We start from the raw sequence: 18,409 nt of genomic DNA, 5'->3' as shown, positions 1-18,409 counted from the left end.
ACGACCGTGCGGGCATGGAAGCGCACGCCGTAGTGCTGCGGGCAGAGGCGGCGGAGAGGGATGACGCCCTGAGGGCGACACTCAGCGGGACTACGCCGACCCCGCCTCCGTGCAGGCTGCCGGCTACGCATCGAAGGCCGCCGCAGCGTCGAGCAGATCGTCGACGCGTACGCCATCGAGTGCCGGGCCGTCCGTGACCTGCTGGTCGAGTACTTCACCGAGCGGGCTCCCGAGCTCGATCACGTCTCGCTGCGTTCCATCGCCCGCAACCTCTGCCGGTTGTTCTGGTGCGACCTGGAGATCCACCATCCACCGACTCGCTGCGGCTGACACTTGAGGTCGCGCAGGCGTCGCCGTGCAGGACGGAGTCGGTGTGCGCGAGGGCGCCCATGGCTGTGGGCCGGTCGTAGGCGAGGTCGGGGAGGCGCAGGCATCGATCCAGGTATGCGGCGAGCAGGTCGGCGTCCCGTGCGGTGCCGAAGCTCGCCAGCGCCACACAGTAGGCCCCGCCTGCGCAGCAGACCTCGCTCGCCGGCAGCAGTGCTCGCAGACGCTCGTGGAAGTGATCACGGGCGCGAGACGGCGGCGAGCCATGCCGCGGTCCCGTCGCTCACGCCGGCTGCCTTCGAAGAGGACGGTGAGCTCGGCGTCGGAGGCAGCATTCGCATCAGCGGCCAGGGCATGAACGAACGGCTCGTACTCCTCGCGCGACATGCGGAGTACCGCTCCGCCGAGCTTCAGGTAGCGGTGCGCGGGAGCGCAACAGCGGCGGAACAGAGCCTGTGTCTCAGGGTCGTGCCGGATCACCACACCATCCTCTCGCGACAAGCACGCTGATGAGGGCGTGGGGCGCAATACGCCTGCGGTGATCCAGGAGCGGGAGCGGCGCCTGACGGCGGCCGGTCCAGATGTCCCGCGGACGGCCGGTTGAGCCGTCACTCTCTGTGGCTCATTCCTAGGCCTCAGGGGTCACTCACCCGGTTGGGGGAGGGGGATCGTTTCGGCGGCCGATGCCGTCCAGTCGTGGCCGATGCGAGGTTCAGAGCATGACCGGTGTTGAACGGACGATGAAGGCGCGCTCGAGCGCCTGGTGGCAGCGATGGCCGTGCTGGGTGGCCCGGGCAACGATGCTGTGGGCGGTGCTGTATGCCGGCTTCGGCCTGGTGTGCGCGCTGAGCGGGATCTCCTTGCTCTCCCACGGCGGTGACTCAGGCGCCTCCGGGCTGGGTTGGGCAGTCGTGGCGCTGGGCGCGCTGGCTACGGTGGTCAGCGGAGCGGTGGTCTTGTACGGGCTGCGGCCAGCGCTGCGGGTGCTGCTCTGGATGGTCTGTGGGCTGGCCGGGATCACCGCGTTCAGCCTGCTGATGGATGCGATCACGCTGACGCTCGGTCAGGGAGTGGACAGCCTGGCCTCTGCTGCGAACAGGGCCCTGGCGGCGGTCGGGGCAGTCCTGCTCGCGGCCACGGCCCGCTCCGACCGCCGGCCCGGCGGGACTGCCGTACGCGAGCCGTCCGCTGCACCTCGGCTCGTCCAGCGCGCCGCCTGGACAGGGACGCTGGCCTTTGTCCCCTACGCGGCGATGAAGCTGGTCTGGGCGTCCGGCGGCACGTTCGCGGGGATCACCGGTGAGGAGATGCTCGCGGCCTCGGAGCGCAACGGCGCCTCGGGGATCTTCCTCACCCTGGAGTCCTGGGGCCTGGACCCCACCGCGCTGCTGGCCGCGCTCGGCGTCTTCCTGCTGTGGGGCCTGGTCCGCCCGTGGGGACAGGTCTTCCCGCGCTGGACGCTGTTCCTGCGCGGCCGCCGGGTACCACGCTGGCTCCCGCTCGCCCCGGCTCTGCTCGGCGCCGCTACGCTCGCCCCCTACGGCGTTGTGGGGGCCGGATACCTGACCCTGGCCACAGCCGGCGTGCTGACGATCCGGCGCGGCGACTTCCATTCCTCGGGCGACGCCATGCTGGTCGGATGGATCGGGATGGTCGCCTTCGCCGCCTACGGCATCGCCCTGACCGCAGCGGCCCACTCGTACTGGCTCCGGACGCGTCCCGCCTGCCCGATGAGTGTCAACCCAGAGCGACCGTCTGCGGCCAGTTGAATCCCCGCTACTGATTCCTTGAAGGCGGGTTGTCGTAGGGGCTGACGATCGGTGATCGTCGCGGCATGCCAGGTGTAGGACGTATCTCGCCCTCCATGGCCACCGCCTCCCCGGCGGCGGCCGGGGAGGCTGACGCTGGCGGGGGGTCAGGCGTACGCGTACGAGCTCGACGAATACTCGGAGTACGAGCCGTTCATCTTCAGGCGCGGGACGTCGTGGCCGCACTGGGCGCAGGCCACCGGGCGGCCGCCGTCGCGGCCGCGGATGGTGATCCATTCGCCGTTCTTGCCCGTCAGTACGTCGCGCAGGGCCTCCTTCGCGTGCATGCCCAGGTCCACCGCGGTCTTCGCGAAGTCGAGGAAGGTGATGCGACGCGCGCAGGAGGAGCACGTGGCGTCGAACACCTTGAAGGGGCCCTTGAGCGAGCTCGGCGAGGTGTCGAGGTAGTCGGCCAGTTCCTGGATCTCCGACGCGTCCAGGAGCCGCATATGAGGCGGCTCGGTCAGAGGGAGGGCGGCGATCACCCCCTGCGGGACCTGGTAGGTGCGCGTCGTGTCCGGCCTGTTCTCGATGTATTCGAGTACCTGGTCGAGCGTCAGCTGTGCCTGTTCCACTTCGGGTACCTCTCTCCGGCGTCGTGAGATGGCGCGGCTGCCACGCTTCCAGCCGTGGTCGGGGTCCACCACTCCGTTACGCTGACCGGCCCGGTGACCACCCGGTCCAGCTCCTCGCGCAGGCGGGTGCCGATGCCCGCCCTGCTCCAGTACCAGCGGCACAGCTCCGGCGCCGCGCCGGAGCTCGCGTCGTACCAGGTGAACGACGCCCGGTGAGCCGCGTGGGCGTGCGCGCCGAGCGCGTTGAACTCGGAGAACCCGCGCGGCGGGCGGCCCGCCACGTACCGGTCGAGCGGCATCCCGTGGCGGTCCGCGCACAGGGCGCGCAGCTCCCCGTAAAGCGCGCGCGGATAGGTGAAGGGCGGGTGCTGCATGAAGTCGAAGAACACCTGGTGGCCGAGGAAGTCCTGCGTCGGTGCGAGCCAGGGCCGGTGCCGGCCGAGTTCGGTGACGGGGCGGCGGACGATCCACGGACGCCCGTCCGCGAGCAGGTCGGCGGGGGTGACGGGGCGGAAGAAGACCATATCGGAGTCGACGTGGCAGATGAGGTCGGCATCGGTGAGCCGGTCCGCGTACAGCTTGCTGACCTGCTGGCCCAGGTAGTCGTCGCGGTGGTCCGGGCCCACCTCCAGGCGGACCCCGTCGCCGACGGACCGGCGCACGGCGGCGGCCCCGGTCCGCGGGGTGACGACGACCACCTCCGAGAAGCCCCGGCACCACGTCCGAATGGCGGCGAGCGCGTAGCGCAACCAGGCGACGTCACCGTGGTAGGTGCGGATGAACAACGCGGTCCGCTCACTACAATGGGAGCCGTGGTCGAGGCTGTGCCCGCCTTCTGGTGCCGGGCTCCCAGTCAGGGCAATGTCGGCGACAGGCTCACTCCCTGGCTGGTCCGGCGGATCTGCGGCGCCCCGGCCCGGTGGGTCGCGCCGCACGCGCCGGGGCGCAAGCACTTCGTCACCGGCAGCGTGGTCTCCCTCGCGGGACCGGGCGCCGTCGTCTGGGGAGCCGGGGTGATGTGCGCCGGTGAGGACATCGACCCGCGGGCCGATCTGGTCGCCGTACGCGGCCCCCTCACCCGGGAGGCGGCCCTGCGCTCGGGGGCGGCCTGTCCTCCGGTCTACGGGGACCCCGCCCTGCTGGTCCCCCGTTTCCTGCCCCGTGGTGGCCGGGGTACCGGGCGGCGTCCCGCCGTCGTGCCGCACTTCGCCGACAAGGCCGGTGCGCGGCTCGGCACTCCGGCCGGCTGGCGGCTCGTCGACGTGCAGCGGCCGGTCGAGGAGGTCGTCGAGCAGCTCGTACGGGCGCCTCTGATCGCCTCGTCGAGCCTGCACGGGATCATCCTCGGCCACGCCTACGGGATCCCCGCGGTCTGGATCCGCTACCGGGACCTGCCCAGCGGTGACGGGAGCAAGTTCCACGACTATTTCCTTTCGGTCGGGGTGCCGGTCCCGCCGCCCGTGTCCGTCGGCCGGACGGGCGCGGGGCTGGATTCGGCGGCGCTCGCCGATTTCGCGACGCTTCCGGCGCGACTTCCGGACCTCGACCTGCTCCTGGAGAGGTGCCCGTTCCGTTGACAGCACACGAAGACGGCGTGGACCAGGGCCTGCGCCGGATCCTCCACGGCATCCGGGACGCCAACTACCACCGCCCCGGCATCCGTTGCCTGCGGCTGCTGGAGGCCGGGCCCGACACCGCCGCGAGCCTGGCCGCCGAGGTGGCGCTGCTGCGATCGCGGCAGCGCCCTTCGTCGGCCGGCGCCCCCGGCCATGTGACGGCGTGGACCGGTCCCCGCGGCCGGGTCGAGCAGTTCAGCCTGCTCAACGCCTCCGGCCGCTGCGACGACTTCTCCCGCGACCACGACCTGTCCTGCTTCGGCAAGCGCTTCCACCACGGCGCGCACCACCCCGCCCTGGCCGCACTGATCGGGTCCCTGCCGCACCTGGTCAACTTCCGGGTCAACGTGCTGGGGCCGGGTGCTTCGCTGTCCCCGCACGAAGAGCACAGCGTCGTACGGGCGCGGTCGGGCACGGTGGGCATCCGGGCCCGCTTTCACCTGCCCCTGACCACCCATCCGGCGGCGACGCTGACGCTGGACGGGGACGTGCACCACCTGGTGGCCGGATCGGTGTACCTCGTCAACCACGGCTGCGTGCACGCCGCCGAGAACGGCGGTCCCGCCGAACGTGTCCACCTGGTCTGGGACATGCTGCTGACGGCGGACGCGGCGGCTGCCGTGTTCGGGCCGGGCCCGGCCCCGGCGGGCCTGACCCGGACCCGCCGGCGCACCCAGCCGCCCGTCGGACGCCGCACGGTCACCGGGTGGGAGCGCATCGCGCCGCAGGTCCGGGAAGCCGAGGCCCGGAGCATCGGCCTGCTCGCGGTGCAGTAGCAGTAGCAGTAGCCGTAGCAGGAGGCGTTTCAGTACAGGGTCCTGCGGAACTCGGCGGGAACGTAGTGGAACAGCAGCGAGGTGTGCGTGCTCCCGTCGGGCAACGGCGGGCGCCCGTGCGGCACCGTGGTCCCCCTGAAGAGGACGGCCTGACCGGGCCGCTGGACGAGGCTGACCTCGCCCTGCGGGGTTCCCAGGTGCAGCGGCCAACCGCCCTCGATGCCCGGGCCCGACTCCCCGAGCAGCAGGGACACGGTGTACTCGCACTGCTCCCGGTCCACGTGGCGGCCCAGGACCGCGCCGCCGCGGTACGCCGAGACGTAGGAGTACGAGGGGCGTACCGGCCGTCCCGCGATCCGCCCCACCAGGGCGCGGAACTGGTGGTGGAAGAAGCGGGACAGGGATTCGTTGTACCAGCCGTAGCGGCCGGAGACCTGGGCGTCCCCCAGCGGCCACGAGCCGGTGGCGATGAGCCGCTCGTAGTAGTCGAGCAGGGCCAAGCGGTGCCGGGGGTGGACCATGCGGTCGATCCGGCACACGTCGTTGCGCTCGAAGTCCGCGGCGGCCGCGGTCCGGGCGGTGTCGGCCCTGGTCGCGTCCCGGGCGCGCAGCCCGGCCGACCCGAGCGCCCCGGCCCGGGCGAGGGCGGCGCGCAGCCGCGCGGGGAGCGCCGGCGAAAGGGGCCGTCCCGGGACCAGGGTGCGCAGCGCCCAGAAGTCTTCGAGGGAGACCCAGAACGGGGCGAGTGCGCCGGTCGACGGGTCGTCGGTCCACAGGATCGGCCGGTCGGGCAGGAACCGGTCCCGGAACCGGGCCCGGCCCGCGAGGCCCAAGGGGATGGTGACCCCGTCCTGGAGGACCACGGCCGGGTCGAGGCGCGGGTGTTCCGGCTCGGGGCCGGGCGTCGGGGCCGAGGCGTCGTCCGCGGAGCCGGCGACCGGGGAGCCGTCATCCGCGGCGCCGTCGTCCAGCCAGCACACGTAGGAAGGGCGCCGGGGCAGGCCGCGGACGGTTCGGGGCATGGTCGGGGTACGTCCGTTCTTCAGGCGCCGGCAAGTGGACGCCAAGGTGTCGAGGGCTGACGGGTCGAAGCCGGGTGTACTGCGCCACTTGCCGGGGCGCGGAGGCGTGATCGTCGTCGCGGAGAGCGGGAGGTCCCGGCCGGGCGGACCGGCGGGCAGTCCGAGTTCCCGCTCCAGCCACCGGATCGTCCGGGCCGGAGCCGCGCTCAGCTCGGCGTAGTCGAGATCCACCCAGCGGATGTCGGGCGGCCCGGAGGCACGGCTGTCCAGTACCGCTTCCGTGGCGGCCGCCCACTGGCGGGCCGCGATCCGGGACAGGTCGTCGCCGAGCCCTCGCCGCCAGCCCGGCGGCAGCAGCAGGTGCCAGGCCCGCCGGGGCCAGCCGGGCAGGTCCGGGATGTTGACGAACCCCGGATGGGTCCAGGCCCGCACCATGCTGGCCACGGTGTCGCGCGGGTCGCGGTGCAGGTGTACGACGGTGGCGTCCGGGAACAGCCGCAGCAGGAAGGGCAGCCGCAGGCAGTTCTCCGGGGTCTTCTCCAGCAGCCTCGGCGGCGGATCCTGGGGGCCGCCGCGGTCCGGCCAGTTCCGGCCCCGCGCATCGCGCAGCCCGGCGAGGAAGCCCGCGCGTACGGCCCCGCCGTGCCGGTCGGCGTGCGCGGCGTCCAGGGCGTGCGAGGCGTACCCGCCGGCCGCCGGGTGGAGCCCCGGTACGCCTTCGATGACGCTCTCGCTCTCCCCGCCGACCGTCCACAGGCCGGGGTGCCGGGCGAGGGCTTCGTACAGGGCCGTGCTGCCCGAGCGCGGCGGCGCGACGATGATCACGGGCGCGGTGCCCGTGGTCGGCGCCGCCGCCGCGGGGACCGGCCGTACGGCACCGGTGACGGGCGGGCCCAGACGGCCGAGTGCCGGGTCGTGCGCGGCCCGGAACGCCGCTGCCGCGGGCTCGGATGCGAAGAGGTACCGGGCGCGTACGCCGCCTGCGTCGGGCCGCACTGCGCGTGCGAGGAGCCCCGCGACCCGGGGGAAGAGGGCGTGGTGCAGGGCACGGGCTTCGGGGCGTGCCCGGCCGGAGGGGAGTGCCACGCGGGCGACAACGGCCCAGGCGAGGGCGTCGGCACCGGCCTCGGCCCGCCCGGCCTGGTCTTGGGCCCGGGCCCGTGTCGCGGCCCGCGCCGCCCCCGCCCGGGTGGCTCCGGTCTCCCGGTGGCTCACTGCCGGTGGATCCAGCCCGTGACGCTGAAGCGGCCGTCCGCGAACGCCTTGCTCGGCACCCGGATCGGGAGTACCTCGTGGTCGTGCCTGCTCGGGAAGAACATCGCGAGGTTGGCGCGCGGCACGATCGTCTGGCTGCGGTCCGTGGCGACCACCCTCCCGTCCTCCGGGACCGTCTCGAACACCCGCAGCTCCCCGCCCGAGAACCTGCGGGGCTCTCCGGAGAAGAAGTACACGAAGGTCAGCTCGCGGGTGTCCCCGTCGTCGCTGTCACGGTGCATTCCGAAATAGTCCCGGTCGCCGTTGGCGGTCACCTGGAGTTCGATGCGGCCCAGCGGGAATGCCGGAAGGTTCAGCCGGCCGCTGATCTGCTGGACGTGTTCCTTGATGCGCTCCGTGAACAGGGCTTCGTAGGGGCCCAGTTCGTCGAGGACCAGACTGCGGCGCACCCGTTCGTCCACCACCGCCGAACCGCCGGATCCGGACATCCGCACCGTGGCGGGCTTGAAGTCGGGTTCCCGGTCCAGCACGTACGCGCGGAACTCGTCGTGTTCCGATGCGCTGAGGAACTCCCGTACGCCCTGGGCCACCTCGGCGACCGGATCCCGTTCGTAGCGGCCGGTGCCCGTCGGCACGCCGGCGGGCTTGCTGTAGTGGCCGCCGCGGACCAGCCGGGCGATCTCGGACGGGACGGAGGGTCGGTCCACCACCCATTCCGCACGCGAGCCCAGGTAGACCGTGTTGTGGAAGGCGGCGTTGAGCGCGAACACGTCGTCGTCCAGGGCGCCCGCGAGCACGTCGACCGTGTCGGCCTCGGCCAGGCCCAGCCGGTTCAGCAGCTCACCGGCCGGGGCGCGGTACGTGAGGTAGCGCGCGGCCTCGGTGAGGAAGGCGTCCTCCGTCCGCTCGAAGCCGACGCGGCGCAGCGTCAGGTCCGCCAGCCGTGATTCCTCGGCGACGAGGTAGTGCACCTCGGCGTTCGGGTCGACGGCCAGCGTCTCCAGGGCTTCCTTGTACACGGCGGCGCACAGTCCTACGTTCGTCAGGTCCTCGTCGGCGACGTGCACGGGGCTCAGGCCCCAGCATCCGTCGCCGACCAGGTGGGTCTGCACGAAGGCGACGATGTTGCGGGCGCCCAGCCCCCACGGTGGCCAAGGCCGGTCCCGGACAGCGGCGAAGACCTGCGAATCGCCTTCGCAGAACAGGGGCAGGACGACCTCGTCCATCAGGTGGGGTGCGCCGACCCTCCGGAAGAACGTGTACAGGGCCGCCTTGGCGGTCTCGCTCAGCTCGTCGAAGATCTCGATCCGCGTGCCGCCGTTGCCATCCGTGTAGAAGTCGCGTCTGATGGTCGGGATCATGGCCTCTCCTGCCGATTCGAGTGGGGGGACGACGGTTGGACCTTGCTGCGGGTACGGGCCTCGACACCGGCGCGGGCACCGGCGTGGGCGCGGGTCCGGGCGGTCACACGCCCTTCGTGCGGGTGACCGGGCCGGGTGGCGAACACCTGCCGTGGGTCTTGGTCCGCGCGCCCGTCGTGACGCACGCACACCACCTGCGGCTGGCCGAACTGGCCCGCTCCGGCGTCCGGTTCGCCGGAGTCACCAGCTATCTGGGGTTCCCCGGCCCGCCTTGGCGGGACGAGCGCGACTACGGACTGCTGTGCGAGGCGTGGTTGCACTGCTTCCGCGATCCGGAGCACTTCCTGCCGCCGGTCGGCCCCCGGCTGCTGACGAGCGAGTCCGACTTCACGGACCCGCTCCGCGTGGATCCGGCCCGGGTGGCTGCCGGGGCTGCCGGGGCTGGGACGGAGGGGGCGGCGGGCCCCGACATCGTGCACGTGTCCGGCCGGGAGCCGTGGCGGCAGGAGGCGAAGAACTGGCCGCTCGCTGCGCGCTGCCTGCGCAGGCTGGCCCGGGAGACGGGGCTGCGGATCCTGGTGGTCGACGCGCCGGCCGGGGTGGAGCCGATCTGCGGCGTACGCATGGTCGGGCCGCTGCCGTGGCGGCGGCTGCTCGCGGTGATCGCGGGGGCACGGGCCCTGTTCGTGCCGGCCGTGCTCGACGCCTCGCCACGGGTGCTCGCCGAAGCCCTGTGCCTCGACGTGCCGGTCGTCGTCAACCGGGCGATCCTCGGCGGCTGGCAGTACGTCAACCCGTTCACCGGGGTGTTCTTCGACGGGGAGGACGACGCGGTGGCGGCGGTACGGGCCGTGCTCGACGTCCGGCAGAGGCCCCGGGCCTGGTTCGCGGCGCACCACGGGCCGGCCCGGGCCGGGGCTCGCGTCCTGCGTCTGTTGAGCACCCTGGACGACTCCTTGCCGGGCTCCCTCACGCACGTGCTGCTCACCCCCGACCAGGGACCGGGGACACGTTGAGCACCAGCCGTGCCGTGCCGCGCATGGGAGAGCGGTGGATCCACACGTCGGTCACCGGATGCACGGACCAGTGCCGTCGTACGTCGAGGTGCCGGAAGAAGACGGTCGCGTCGGCCGGCACCCGCCGGACGACGGCACCCGGCCGCAGGAACGACGGGCTCCCGTCCATCGCGCACAGCTCGGCGAGGGCGGTCCCATCGGGTCTGTCGGCCTGTCGCTCGCGCTCCGCCTGCCGCGAGAGCCGCTCGCGGCGTGCCAGGTAGGTGTAGAACTCGCCCATGCCGAGGACGTCTTCGCAGGCGACGTACTCGGTGGTCGGGCCGTTGTACACCCGTACGGCCCCGACCGTGGGACTCTGCGGCGGCACCGTGTCCACGTGGAAGCCGCACCGCCGCGTGGGGGCCTCGGTGAACACGCGCACCATCGCCTTGTCCGTCCCCGCCGTGTCCACGACCCGGTCCAGGATCCCGGCCATGGCATCGACGAGGGGAGCCGCAACGGAGGAGGGAGTAACGGCCAGTGCGGTGTGCGCCCAGCCGGTGAACTCGTCGGGCGTGACCGAGGGCAGGGTGGTGCGGGGGATGACCAGCCGTTCCCCGGCGACGAGCTCGGCCAGCTCCTGCAGCCACGGCTCGCGGCGACGGTCGGGGACGATGACCGCGCTCAGCGCGGGATCAGCCGCGAGACGGGCGGCATCGGCTGCCGTCGCCCCGTGCAGGACACCGGCGACGGCCGTGTTCCGGGAGCTGGAGACCACGAACGGCAGGCTACTCGGTGCCACTGCGGGCGCCCGCCCGACAGGCTGGTCCGGCGGCGGCGGAACCCGTACGGTCGAAGCTGCGACCGTGACGGGCAGGTCCACCCGGGTTCGAGGCCGCCGCCCGCTCGCCCACACCCTCGGACGTGTGTTGCTGTCCCGGCCTTCTTCCGGTTCCCCTCACCCGAGCGCGGCCCCTTCCCGTGAGCGGTGGGGACGCTGACACCTGACCCCGTCACCAGGGGAGGAGTGCCTGCGCCATGTAGAGCTCGCTGATCGTGTGGCCTCCGGACGGCAGTTCCCGGGTACTGGCGGCGACGAGTTGCTCGATGAGGGGAACGTCCTCGGGAGCGCTGGCCCGTTCCGGGTAGGAGGTGTTCTCCCACAGCTCCCGTACGTACCGCCACAGGGCGTTCGCCTCGTCGGACTCCTGTTCGCCTTTGTGTACGGCGAGATCGGCGATGGCCGAGGAGAGGATGCCCTCGCGGTGGGCGGCGGCGGCCCGCGCCGCCCAGGCCTGTCGCGTCTGCGAGCGGCTGCAGAGGATCGTGCGGTCGCGCATGGCGGTGTAGCGGTCATCGGCGGCGAGAGCGGCGTCGAGGTGTGCCCGCATCTCCTCGCGGCGCGGGCCGTCCTGCCACTGAAGGCCCCACCGGGCACCGCCGTCGTGGGCTATCTCGACGCGGACGGCGGTGAGCTGGGACAGGTGTCGGGCCAGGTGGATCGCCTGCCTGCTGCGGTTCATGACGGGTCGTCCTCTTCGCGGTTCGGAGGCGGAGGATTCCCCACCTGCATACGGGAGGGTTTCATGCTGCGGTCGATCTGATGCCGGCGACTCGGCTGGTGCACGGGCCGAAACCCCGAGGCGGCCGCGGTGCTGGGCGACGCATCGCCCGGCGAATGGAGCGCGGTCGCGGCAGACGACCTCGATGCCGGGCGTTCAATCAGCCAAGCGGCCAGGCGGGATATCGACGATGTACGCCGGTCCGACCGCGAGATTCGTGTCGGAGGGAGCGGTTTGGGGCGCGGCGTCGTTGTCGCCGATGCCGAGCGTCGGGAACGCCTTCAGCCGCTCCACCACGGCCGAGGCAGGTACCGCCTTCGACGGCGGCGCACCCTTCGGAGTCGACAGCGTCTCCTCGCCCCCCGAAGACGAGGGGATGCCGGCCGAAGCCGGGGCGCTGGGACGCGGGTCGGCCGGCGCTGCAGCGGCAGGCGTGGTCACCGTGAGCGTCACAGCGAGGGCTGGAACGAGTGCACGCGGCCAGCTGCGCACAGCTCGCGTCACACGTCGGTTCACGCGCGGAGAACGTCGCACGAGACGGGCTTCCCCTCCAGCCCGTACGGGAGTTCGGCGCCGCCCGTGTCCGGCTCAGTGCCACACCGTTCCCGTCGATCCAGTCCGGAACCGGAGGGTGGGAACTGGGCGGCTGCCGGGGGAGAGGGCGCACGCCTCGGCAGCACGGCCGGGTGTGCGCCAGCTGTGTTGTCGCCGGTCAGCTCGATGTGGTATGCGGCGCGCTTCTGGCTCGTCGAGCTCTGCGGGTCGTCCCATCGTGACCTTCGATGCGGCATCAGGGTCGGGATCCGGGACGATCCAGAAGAGACGGTAGCGATAAGCCGGGACAAGCCGGGACAAGCCTGGAGAAGCCGCAGGGCCGGCCTGGCCGGAACCTGCTGTCATGGCCACGTAAGATGACCTCGACACCGACACGTACCCGCCAGCATCCCGTCCTGAGCGGGCCGTAGTTGTGCGAGTCGTCGATCAGATGTTCGAAGGCGTCTGATACATATTCAAGCCATGAACATGATCACTCGCCGACAGGCGCTGGGGCTCGGCTCCGCCGTTGCCGCATCCGCCGGACTGGCCGCCTGCTCGTCCAAGTCCACCCCCGAGGCGCCGGCGGCCGGGGCCTCGGGGGCAGCCGGCCCGTCCGGAGCGCCCGTCTCCCTGCCCACCGGCACCATCGACGAGACCTACGAGGGCCACCGCATCCAGATCACCGTGGGACCGGGCGGCCACCACGGCATGGTGATGCCCACGGTCAAGGTCGACGGCAACGACCTGCACATCATGCCCAACGCCGACGGCAGCTGGGTCACCGTCGTCAACCACTACGAGACCTTCCCGGACCCGGTCTCGGCCGCCCGGGCCGCCGTGCGCGAGCTCCAGGGCGCCGACCTCGTCCCCTTCACCGCCAAAGAGGCCAAGCTGTGACCGTCCGCAAGAACCAGGCCACCCTCACGCCGGACGAGAAGAGCGCCTTCGTCAACGCGGTCCTCGAACTCAAGCGGACGGGCATCTACGACCGGTACGTCAACGCCCACAACTGGTACCTGCTGAACGACTCGGACTTCGGCGACCGGACAGGCCACCGCGCACCCTCCTTCCTGCCCTGGCACCGCCGGTTCCTGTTGGACTTCGAGGCGGCGCTCCAGCGGGTCGACAAGAACGTCTCCCTTCCCTACTGGGACTGGACGGCCGACCGTACGGCGAACTCCTCACTATGGGCTTCCGACTTCATGGGCGGCACCCGCCGGGCGCGCGACGGCCAAGTACTCGACGGGCCGTTCGCCTTCCAAGGCGGCAAGTGGGCCCTGACAGTGGGCGTGGACCGGCGCACGTACCTGCGACGCGGCCTCGGCTCCGAGACCCCGCAGCTACCGACGCGGGCCGACGTGGACTCCGTGATCGCCCTGCCGGTGTACGACTCCGCCCCCTGGAACAGCGCCTCGAACGGCTTCCGCAACGCCCTGGAGGGCTGGCGGGGCGTCAACCTGCACAACCGGGTGCACGTGTGGGTCGGCGGCCAGATGACCTCCGCCGCCTCTCCCAACGACCCGGTGTTCTGGCTGCACCACGCCTTCATCGACAAGCTGTGGGCCGAGTGGCAGGCGAAGCACCCGAAGTCGGGCTACCTGCCCGACGTCCGGACGGCGAACGTGGTCGACCTGCGGTCCGTCCTGAGCCCGTGGAACAACGTGACCCCGGCCGACCTGCTCGACCATCACCGCTTCTACACGTTCGACACGGAGAACGGCGGGCAGCGCTTGTAGCCAGTGGGTTCGTCCATGCAGGCGGGTTCCGGTCCAACTTCTGGGCTCTGTCGCCATTTCGGGGGTAGTGCAGGACGGCGGGCGTACTCGACGGTCGTCGCCGGTGCAGGTTTCCGCCGGCTCAGCTCGTCGACCTGCGGCGGCGGGGCGAGCAGCGGGCGCGCCATGTGATTATTGGTAGCCCGGTCGCAGTTGCCCGATCCGTCGTGGTGCGTACGGCCCGACCAGCCGTTTCACAGCCCTCGTCGTCATGAGGGCGAGCGAGGCTGCCGGTACGGATACGGGGATGGGGAGTGGCATGCACACGGACCGATTGCGCTTCGCCGTGCTGGGCGCGATACGCGCCCACCGCGGTGACACGGAGATCCGGCTGGGGCCGCCGCAGCAGCGAGCACTGCTGGCGGCGCTGCTGGTACGGGGCGGGCTGACGGTCTCGCTGGCGCAACTGATCGACGCCGTCTGGGGCGAGACGCCGCCGAACAAGGCTGTGACGACCGTCCGTACCTACGCCTGGCAGCTGCGCCGGCTGCTCGAACCGGACCCCGCCGAGCCCGTCGTACTGGTGTCGTCAGGCAGCGGCTACCGCCTCACGGTGTCCGCCGACGCACTGGATGCATGGCAGGCCGAGTCCCTCGTCGGCCGGGCGGCCGAAGCCCGGCGGGAAGGACGTCCGGACGAGGCCGCGGCACTGCTCGACGAGGCACTGGCACTCTGGCAGGGCGAACCCCTGACGGGTGTGCCCGGCCGCTTCGCCGAGGCTCAGCGCAATCGGCTGGAGGAGCTGCGGCTCGCGGCCGTCGAGGAGCGGTACGACCTGGACGTGCTGCTGGGCAGGCACGCGCGCGCCATTCCGGGATTGGCCGAGATCACCGTCGCCCATCCGCTGCGGGAACGTCCGCGCGCCGTCCTCATGCGGGCGCTCTACGCGGCGGGCAGGCAGGCCGAGGCTCTCGCACTGTTCGCCGAATTCCGACGGCTCCTCGCGGACGAGCAGGGCATCGATCCCGGACCCGAGCTTTCCGCGGTCCACCAGCGGATCCTGGCCGCGGATCCCGCGCTGGTCACCGCGACCACGGCCGACGACCGGCCGCGGGAGGAGGCCGGCGGGCGACGCCCCGGTGCCCCGGCCGTCGCGGAGCCGGCACGGCTGCCGATTCCCGCACAGCTGCCCGCGGACATCCCCGACTTCACCGGACGCGCCCGGCAACGGGCCGCGCTGTGCGCACTGCTGACCGACGCCGGGCGCACCGCGCCCGTCGCGCTGGCGGTGACCGGGATGGGCGGCACCGGGAAGACCACGCTCGCGCTGCACGTCGCACACCGTGTCCGGGCGCACTACCCCGACGGCCAGCTCCACGCCGACCTGCACGGCAGTGGCCCCGGATCCCCCGAGCCGGATCAGGTCCTCGCGGAGTTCCTCACCGCGCTGGGCATCCCGGTCCGTTCCATCCCGGACGGCCTCCAGGAGCGCAGCCGCCTGCTGCGCTCGGCTCTGGACGGGCGCAGGGTGCTGCTGGTGCTGGACAACGCGCGTGACGCGGCTCAGGTCCGGCATCTCCTGCCGGGCTCGGCCGGGTGCGGAGTGATCGTGACGAGCCGCTCGCTGCTGGTCGGACTGCCGCTTACCTCCCAGGTCACGGTGGACGCCTTCCAGCCGGAGGAGTCACTGAGCCTCCTGGAAAACGTTGTCGGAAGCGGGCGGCTGGACGCCGAGCAGTCGAGCGCGCTGGACCTGGTGGCCGCCTGTGGCCATCTTCCGCTTGCCATCCGGATCGTGGCGACCAGGCTGGCCTCGCGTCCCAGCTGGACCCTCGCAGACCTGGCCGCCCGGCTCGCCGACGAGCAGGCGCGGATCAAGGAGTTGCGCGTGGGCGGCCTGGCGATCGACGCCGCCTTCGAGGTGAGCTGCCGTCAGCTGACACCGGACCAGGCGGCGGCGTTCGGCATGCTCGCCGTCGCCGGGCCGGCCGGGATCGGCCTCGCGGCCGCCGCGGCGATGCTGGACACCGACTTCGCGGACGCGGAGACGCTCGCGGAGTCGCTGGTGGACGCCGTGCTGCTGGAGTCACCGGCGCCCGGCCGCTACCGCTACCACGACCTGGTACGGGTCTTCGCCCTGCAGCGACTGGACCACCAGGAGGCCGACGCCGCCATCGGCAGACTGCTCGGTTTCCTCCTGGCCACCGCGCGCAACGCCTTCGCGCTCGCAGTGCCGGGCGATCCGGCGGGCGACGCCCTCGGGGCAGCCGACGGCCCGGCGGGCCTGGCGTTCGCCGACGTCGACGCCGCCCGCGTCTGGGTCGGCCACGAATTCGACGCCGTCATCGCCGCCGTTCAGTGTGCTGTGGAACGTCCCGGAGAGGGAGGCGACCGGCTGTGCACGGCCGCCAATCTCCTGCTGGCGGTCAGCCCGTTCGGCCAGCCCGCGACAAGCGGCTCGGCATCGGTCGCGCGCACGCTCGCGGCGGCCGCGGAGCGCAGCGGTGACCTGGCGGCAGCTGCACGGGCCCGGCTGATGTGCAGCGGCACCGCCCTGCAGACCGCGCGCCCTGCCGAAGCGGAGGAACACGCCCGCCTGGCCGTCGCCGCGAGCCGGAGCATCGGCGACACCATCATCCTGCGGCAGGCTCTCAACGACCTCGGCCTCGCCGTGCAGTTCCAGCGCCGCTTCGACGAGGCGGTCGCCTGCTACGACGAGGCCATCACGCTCGCCCGGCGCCTCGGGCACCGTTCCGGTGAGGCTGCCACGACCATCAACGCGGCCCTGGCCCGAGTACGCAGCGGCCGGGCCGCGGAGGCAGCGGCGATCTGCGAGTCGGCGCTGGCCACGGCTCGGGAGTTGGCCGACCGGGAGGGGGAGGCCTACGCCCTCTACGTTTGGGGGCTGGCCCTGCACGAGCAGCGGCGCTACGCGGAAGCCGTCTCCCGCTACACGGCCTGCCTGGACGTCTGCCGCACGGCAGGGCTGCGGCAGCGTGAGGCGCACGCCTGGTACCGGCTTGCCGACACCCTGTGCCAGGTCGGCCGGCACGCAGAGGCCGCCCAGCACGCCGCGGACGCGGTCGAGCGGTGCGAGGAACTCGGGGCGCTGCGCGACAAGGCGCACGCCCTGACGGTCCTCGGCCGGGCCGGGATCGGACTCGGCCGTACCGACACCGCGCGCGCCCATCTGGAGCAGGCTCGGTCCCTGTTCGTCGCCCTCCAGCTGCCCGACGCGGCCGATGTCGGCCGGATCCTCGACTCCCTGGACGCCCGCGTGCCGCTCGGTTGAGCGGCATACGGGCGGCACGGTCACGCGGTCGTGCTCGTCACTGCTCCGTGCAGACCTTGCAGTCCGAACCGGTGCTGTTCCAGTCCGGATCCCCCAAGCCCGCCAGGGTCCGCTCGTCCTGCCGGACGTGGGACCCGGCGGGTGTGTCGGCGGCGGTCAGGGCGCCCGCGGCCGTACCGGTGAGCGCCACGAAGGCGGCTGCCACCGCGGCAGTCCTGGCCAGCCGTGGCACCGAGTTGCTGCTGAAGATCACGTGCGTCCCTTTCCACTGGCGTGCCCGGCATGTGCGAGCCGAGGAAACACCGGCCGCCGGGTACGTCTTGTTCTACGGAACATCCTGCTCGACGACGATCTACATGCGATCTAAGCGCAGGTCACCGGGGGTGTCAGCGCTCCGCGGCCCGATTTCTCGGGGTGGCCCGGCGCACGGTGCGGGGCCGCGGCCGAATTCACTGTAGATCGGCTGTCGATCTCCCACGCCTAGCTTCGTTGTCGTCCGGACCGGGCGGCCATCGCCTCAGCCTGCCGGATCCGTGAACCACACGACGGAGACGACGGAGGAGCGATTTTGAGCGCGATGCGCAGCACGGACGTCCCACGGCCGTTCAACGCCCACATGCACCGTGTGGTGGAACCCGTCGCGGCACTGCCGGCCGGCTCCCGTGTGCTCGACGCCGGCTGCGGAAGCGGTTCGGTCGCCCGCTGGCTGGCCGAGCACGCGGGGCACCACGTCCTCGGGATCGACGTCGAGCTGGCCGCGGGCCTCGCGACCGACGGCGGCGAACCGCTGCCCGGCGGCGGATCGGTCGAGCTGCGCCGAGCAGACCTGCTCTCGCTCGCTCAGGACCGGCCGTTCGACGCGGTCCTGCTACTCGGAGTGCTGCACTACGCGGGCGGCCCCGACATGGTCCACCGCATGCTTCTGGCCGCCGACGCCCTCACCGCCCCCGGTGGGCCGCTGGCCGTGAGCTGGATCTGCGACGAGGTCCCGCTGACCTACGAAGAGGCGTACCTGCCGAGCCGCACCCTGGTCGGCGACGCGTTGGCCGGGCTGGGCCGCGGCCCCCGCGAGGTCTGGCACCGCGATCTGACCCATGCGCACGGCGGGAGCCCCGAGCACGAACACCGCATCGTGTACGGCGTCTGGCAGCGCGGCTGACGCAGCCGGCTCCCGCCCGTCCGCTCCGTTCTCCGGCCCCGTGGCTCACCGCCCCCGGCCCACAGACTCCCACCGCGACCGGCGGTGGGCGAACCGCCCGGACAACCCGTCCGGGCGTCCCGATCGAAAGGGGAATTCCCATGTCCGAGACCCTGGTGGAGCGCGCCCCGCAGACTGTTGTGCGCGCCGCACTGATCCAGAACGGCAACGACCCGAAGTACTACAGCCAGGACGGCGTTTCCCTGGTGGAGCGCGCCCCGGAGAGCGTTGTGCGCGCCGCGCTGATCCAGAACGGCAACGACCCGAAGTACTACAGCCAGGACGGCATCGGTCGCTGACCCACCCGGGCCGTGCCGCCGTGCCCACACCCCGCCGGCGGGCCCGCGCCCCCCCCGTCACCGAGCTCCCAAACCATTGTGCGCCCCCCGGGGCAACAACAGGCCGCCGGG

18 protein-coding genes and 1 pseudogene are annotated in these 18,409 nt (G+C 72.4%); 9 read left to right on the top strand and 10 right to left on the bottom strand.

What is annotated here, in order from left to right:
• Positions 1-214 precede the first annotated feature (214 nt).
• Positions 215-538 (bottom strand): DUF6000 family protein, encoded by a 324-nt coding sequence (locus ACFXGI_RS02140; RefSeq protein ID WP_384702678.1) that lies wholly within the window; start codon positions 536-538, stop codon positions 215-217.
• A 125-nt stretch (positions 539-663) separates the two neighbouring features.
• Positions 664-714 (bottom strand): annotated as a pseudogene (locus tag ACFXGI_RS02135) (hypothetical protein); the annotation flags it as partial.
• 332 nt (positions 715-1,046) lie between these two features.
• Between ACFXGI_RS02135 and ACFXGI_RS02130 the strand changes: the two are divergent.
• A complete protein-coding gene (locus tag ACFXGI_RS02130) occupies positions 1,047-2,096 on the top strand; it encodes a hypothetical protein (RefSeq protein WP_384701926.1) in 1,050 nt (349 codons plus the stop codon).
• A gap of 146 nt (positions 2,097-2,242) precedes the next feature.
• Here ACFXGI_RS02130 and ACFXGI_RS02125 read toward each other — a convergent pair whose 3' ends face one another.
• Positions 2,243-2,710 (bottom strand): hypothetical protein, encoded by a 468-nt coding sequence (locus ACFXGI_RS02125; RefSeq protein ID WP_384701924.1) that lies wholly within the window; start codon positions 2,708-2,710, stop codon positions 2,243-2,245.
• On the bottom strand, positions 2,692-3,495 hold the full coding sequence (locus tag ACFXGI_RS02120; protein WP_384701922.1) for a hypothetical protein: 804 nt from the start codon (positions 3,493-3,495) through the stop codon (positions 2,692-2,694). The genes ACFXGI_RS02125 and ACFXGI_RS02120 overlap by 19 nt, the downstream gene beginning before the upstream one ends.
• 27 nt (positions 3,496-3,522) lie before the next feature.
• Between ACFXGI_RS02120 and ACFXGI_RS02115 the strand changes: the two genes are divergently transcribed.
• Positions 3,523-4,287 carry a polysaccharide pyruvyl transferase family protein gene (locus tag ACFXGI_RS02115; protein WP_229343867.1) on the top strand — a complete coding sequence of 255 codons (765 nt, stop codon included), beginning with the start codon at positions 3,523-3,525 and terminating at the stop codon, positions 4,285-4,287.
• Positions 4,284-5,102, top strand: a complete 819-nt coding sequence (locus tag ACFXGI_RS02110; RefSeq protein ID WP_384701918.1) for an aspartyl/asparaginyl beta-hydroxylase domain-containing protein — start codon at positions 4,284-4,286, stop codon at positions 5,100-5,102. Before ACFXGI_RS02115 ends, ACFXGI_RS02110 begins: the two co-directional genes overlap by 4 nt.
• Positions 5,103-5,131: 29 nt before the next feature.
• Here ACFXGI_RS02110 and ACFXGI_RS02105 read toward each other — a convergent pair whose 3' ends face one another.
• Both ACFXGI_RS02105 and ACFXGI_RS02100 read right to left on the bottom strand, forming a co-directional pair.
• On the bottom strand, positions 5,132-7,339 hold the full coding sequence (locus ACFXGI_RS02105) for a sulfotransferase (RefSeq protein WP_384701915.1): 2,208 nt from the start codon (positions 7,337-7,339) through the stop codon (positions 5,132-5,134).
• Entirely contained in the window at positions 7,336-8,700 is a 1,365-nt protein-coding gene (locus tag ACFXGI_RS02100; RefSeq protein WP_384701912.1) for a 2OG-Fe(II) oxygenase, read from the bottom strand. Before ACFXGI_RS02100 ends, ACFXGI_RS02105 begins: the two co-directional genes overlap by 4 nt.
• Positions 8,701-8,735: 35 nt before the next feature.
• Here ACFXGI_RS02100 and ACFXGI_RS02095 point away from each other — a divergent pair, with 35 nt between their 5' ends.
• Positions 8,736-9,716, top strand: a complete 981-nt coding sequence (locus ACFXGI_RS02095) for a hypothetical protein (protein WP_384701909.1) — start codon at positions 8,736-8,738, stop codon at positions 9,714-9,716.
• On the opposite strand, the gene ACFXGI_RS02090 is transcribed toward ACFXGI_RS02095, so the two are convergent.
• From ACFXGI_RS02090 to ACFXGI_RS02080, 3 genes are all read right to left on the bottom strand, one after another.
• A complete protein-coding gene (locus ACFXGI_RS02090) occupies positions 9,685-10,473 on the bottom strand; it encodes a hypothetical protein (protein ID WP_384701906.1) in 789 nt (262 codons plus the stop codon). The two genes, ACFXGI_RS02095 and ACFXGI_RS02090, sit on opposite strands and share 32 nt — an antisense overlap.
• Before the next feature lie 235 nt (positions 10,474-10,708).
• Positions 10,709-11,218 carry a hypothetical protein gene (locus tag ACFXGI_RS02085; protein WP_384701903.1) on the bottom strand — a complete coding sequence of 170 codons (510 nt, stop codon included), beginning with the start codon at positions 11,216-11,218 and terminating at the stop codon, positions 10,709-10,711.
• 195 nt (positions 11,219-11,413) lie between these two features.
• Complete coding sequence (locus tag ACFXGI_RS02080; protein ID WP_384701900.1) at positions 11,414-11,710, bottom strand: hypothetical protein; 297 nt, start codon at positions 11,708-11,710, stop codon at positions 11,414-11,416.
• 564 nt (positions 11,711-12,274) lie between these two features.
• Here ACFXGI_RS02080 and ACFXGI_RS02075 point away from each other — a divergent pair.
• The 3 genes from ACFXGI_RS02075 to ACFXGI_RS02065 all read left to right on the top strand — a co-directional run bounded on the left by ACFXGI_RS02075 (position 12,275) and on the right by ACFXGI_RS02065 (position 16,801).
• Positions 12,275-12,691: a tyrosinase family oxidase copper chaperone gene (locus tag ACFXGI_RS02075; protein WP_384701897.1), complete on the top strand. Its 417-nt coding sequence runs from the start codon at positions 12,275-12,277 to the stop codon at positions 12,689-12,691.
• Positions 12,688-13,530: a tyrosinase family protein gene (locus ACFXGI_RS02070; protein ID WP_384701894.1), complete on the top strand. Its 843-nt coding sequence runs from the start codon at positions 12,688-12,690 to the stop codon at positions 13,528-13,530. The genes ACFXGI_RS02075 and ACFXGI_RS02070 overlap by 4 nt, the downstream gene beginning before the upstream one ends.
• A 298-nt stretch (positions 13,531-13,828) precedes the next feature.
• Positions 13,829-16,801: a BTAD domain-containing putative transcriptional regulator gene (locus ACFXGI_RS02065; RefSeq protein ID WP_384701891.1), complete on the top strand. Its 2,973-nt coding sequence runs from the start codon at positions 13,829-13,831 to the stop codon at positions 16,799-16,801.
• Positions 16,802-16,838: 37 nt separating this feature from the next.
• On the opposite strand, the gene ACFXGI_RS02060 is transcribed toward ACFXGI_RS02065, so the two are convergent.
• Positions 16,839-17,054, bottom strand: a complete 216-nt coding sequence (locus ACFXGI_RS02060) for a hypothetical protein (RefSeq protein WP_384701888.1) — start codon at positions 17,052-17,054, stop codon at positions 16,839-16,841.
• A 324-nt stretch (positions 17,055-17,378) separates the two neighbouring features.
• On the opposite strand from ACFXGI_RS02060, the gene ACFXGI_RS02055 reads away from it, so the two are divergent.
• Positions 17,379-17,960, top strand: coding sequence for a class I SAM-dependent methyltransferase (locus ACFXGI_RS02055; RefSeq protein ID WP_384701885.1), 582 nt, complete (start codon positions 17,379-17,381; stop codon positions 17,958-17,960).
• 140 nt (positions 17,961-18,100) lie between these two features.
• Positions 18,101-18,298 carry a hypothetical protein gene (locus ACFXGI_RS02050; RefSeq protein WP_030871150.1) on the top strand — a complete coding sequence of 66 codons (198 nt, stop codon included), beginning with the start codon at positions 18,101-18,103 and terminating at the stop codon, positions 18,296-18,298.
• Positions 18,299-18,409 lie beyond the last annotated feature (111 nt).

The sequence above is a fragment of the Streptomyces sp. NPDC059355 genome (genome assembly GCF_042752335.1).
GTDB lineage: Bacteria > Actinomycetota > Actinomycetes > Streptomycetales > Streptomycetaceae > Streptomyces.
This window is presented reverse-complemented; position numbering and strand designations above follow the sequence as displayed.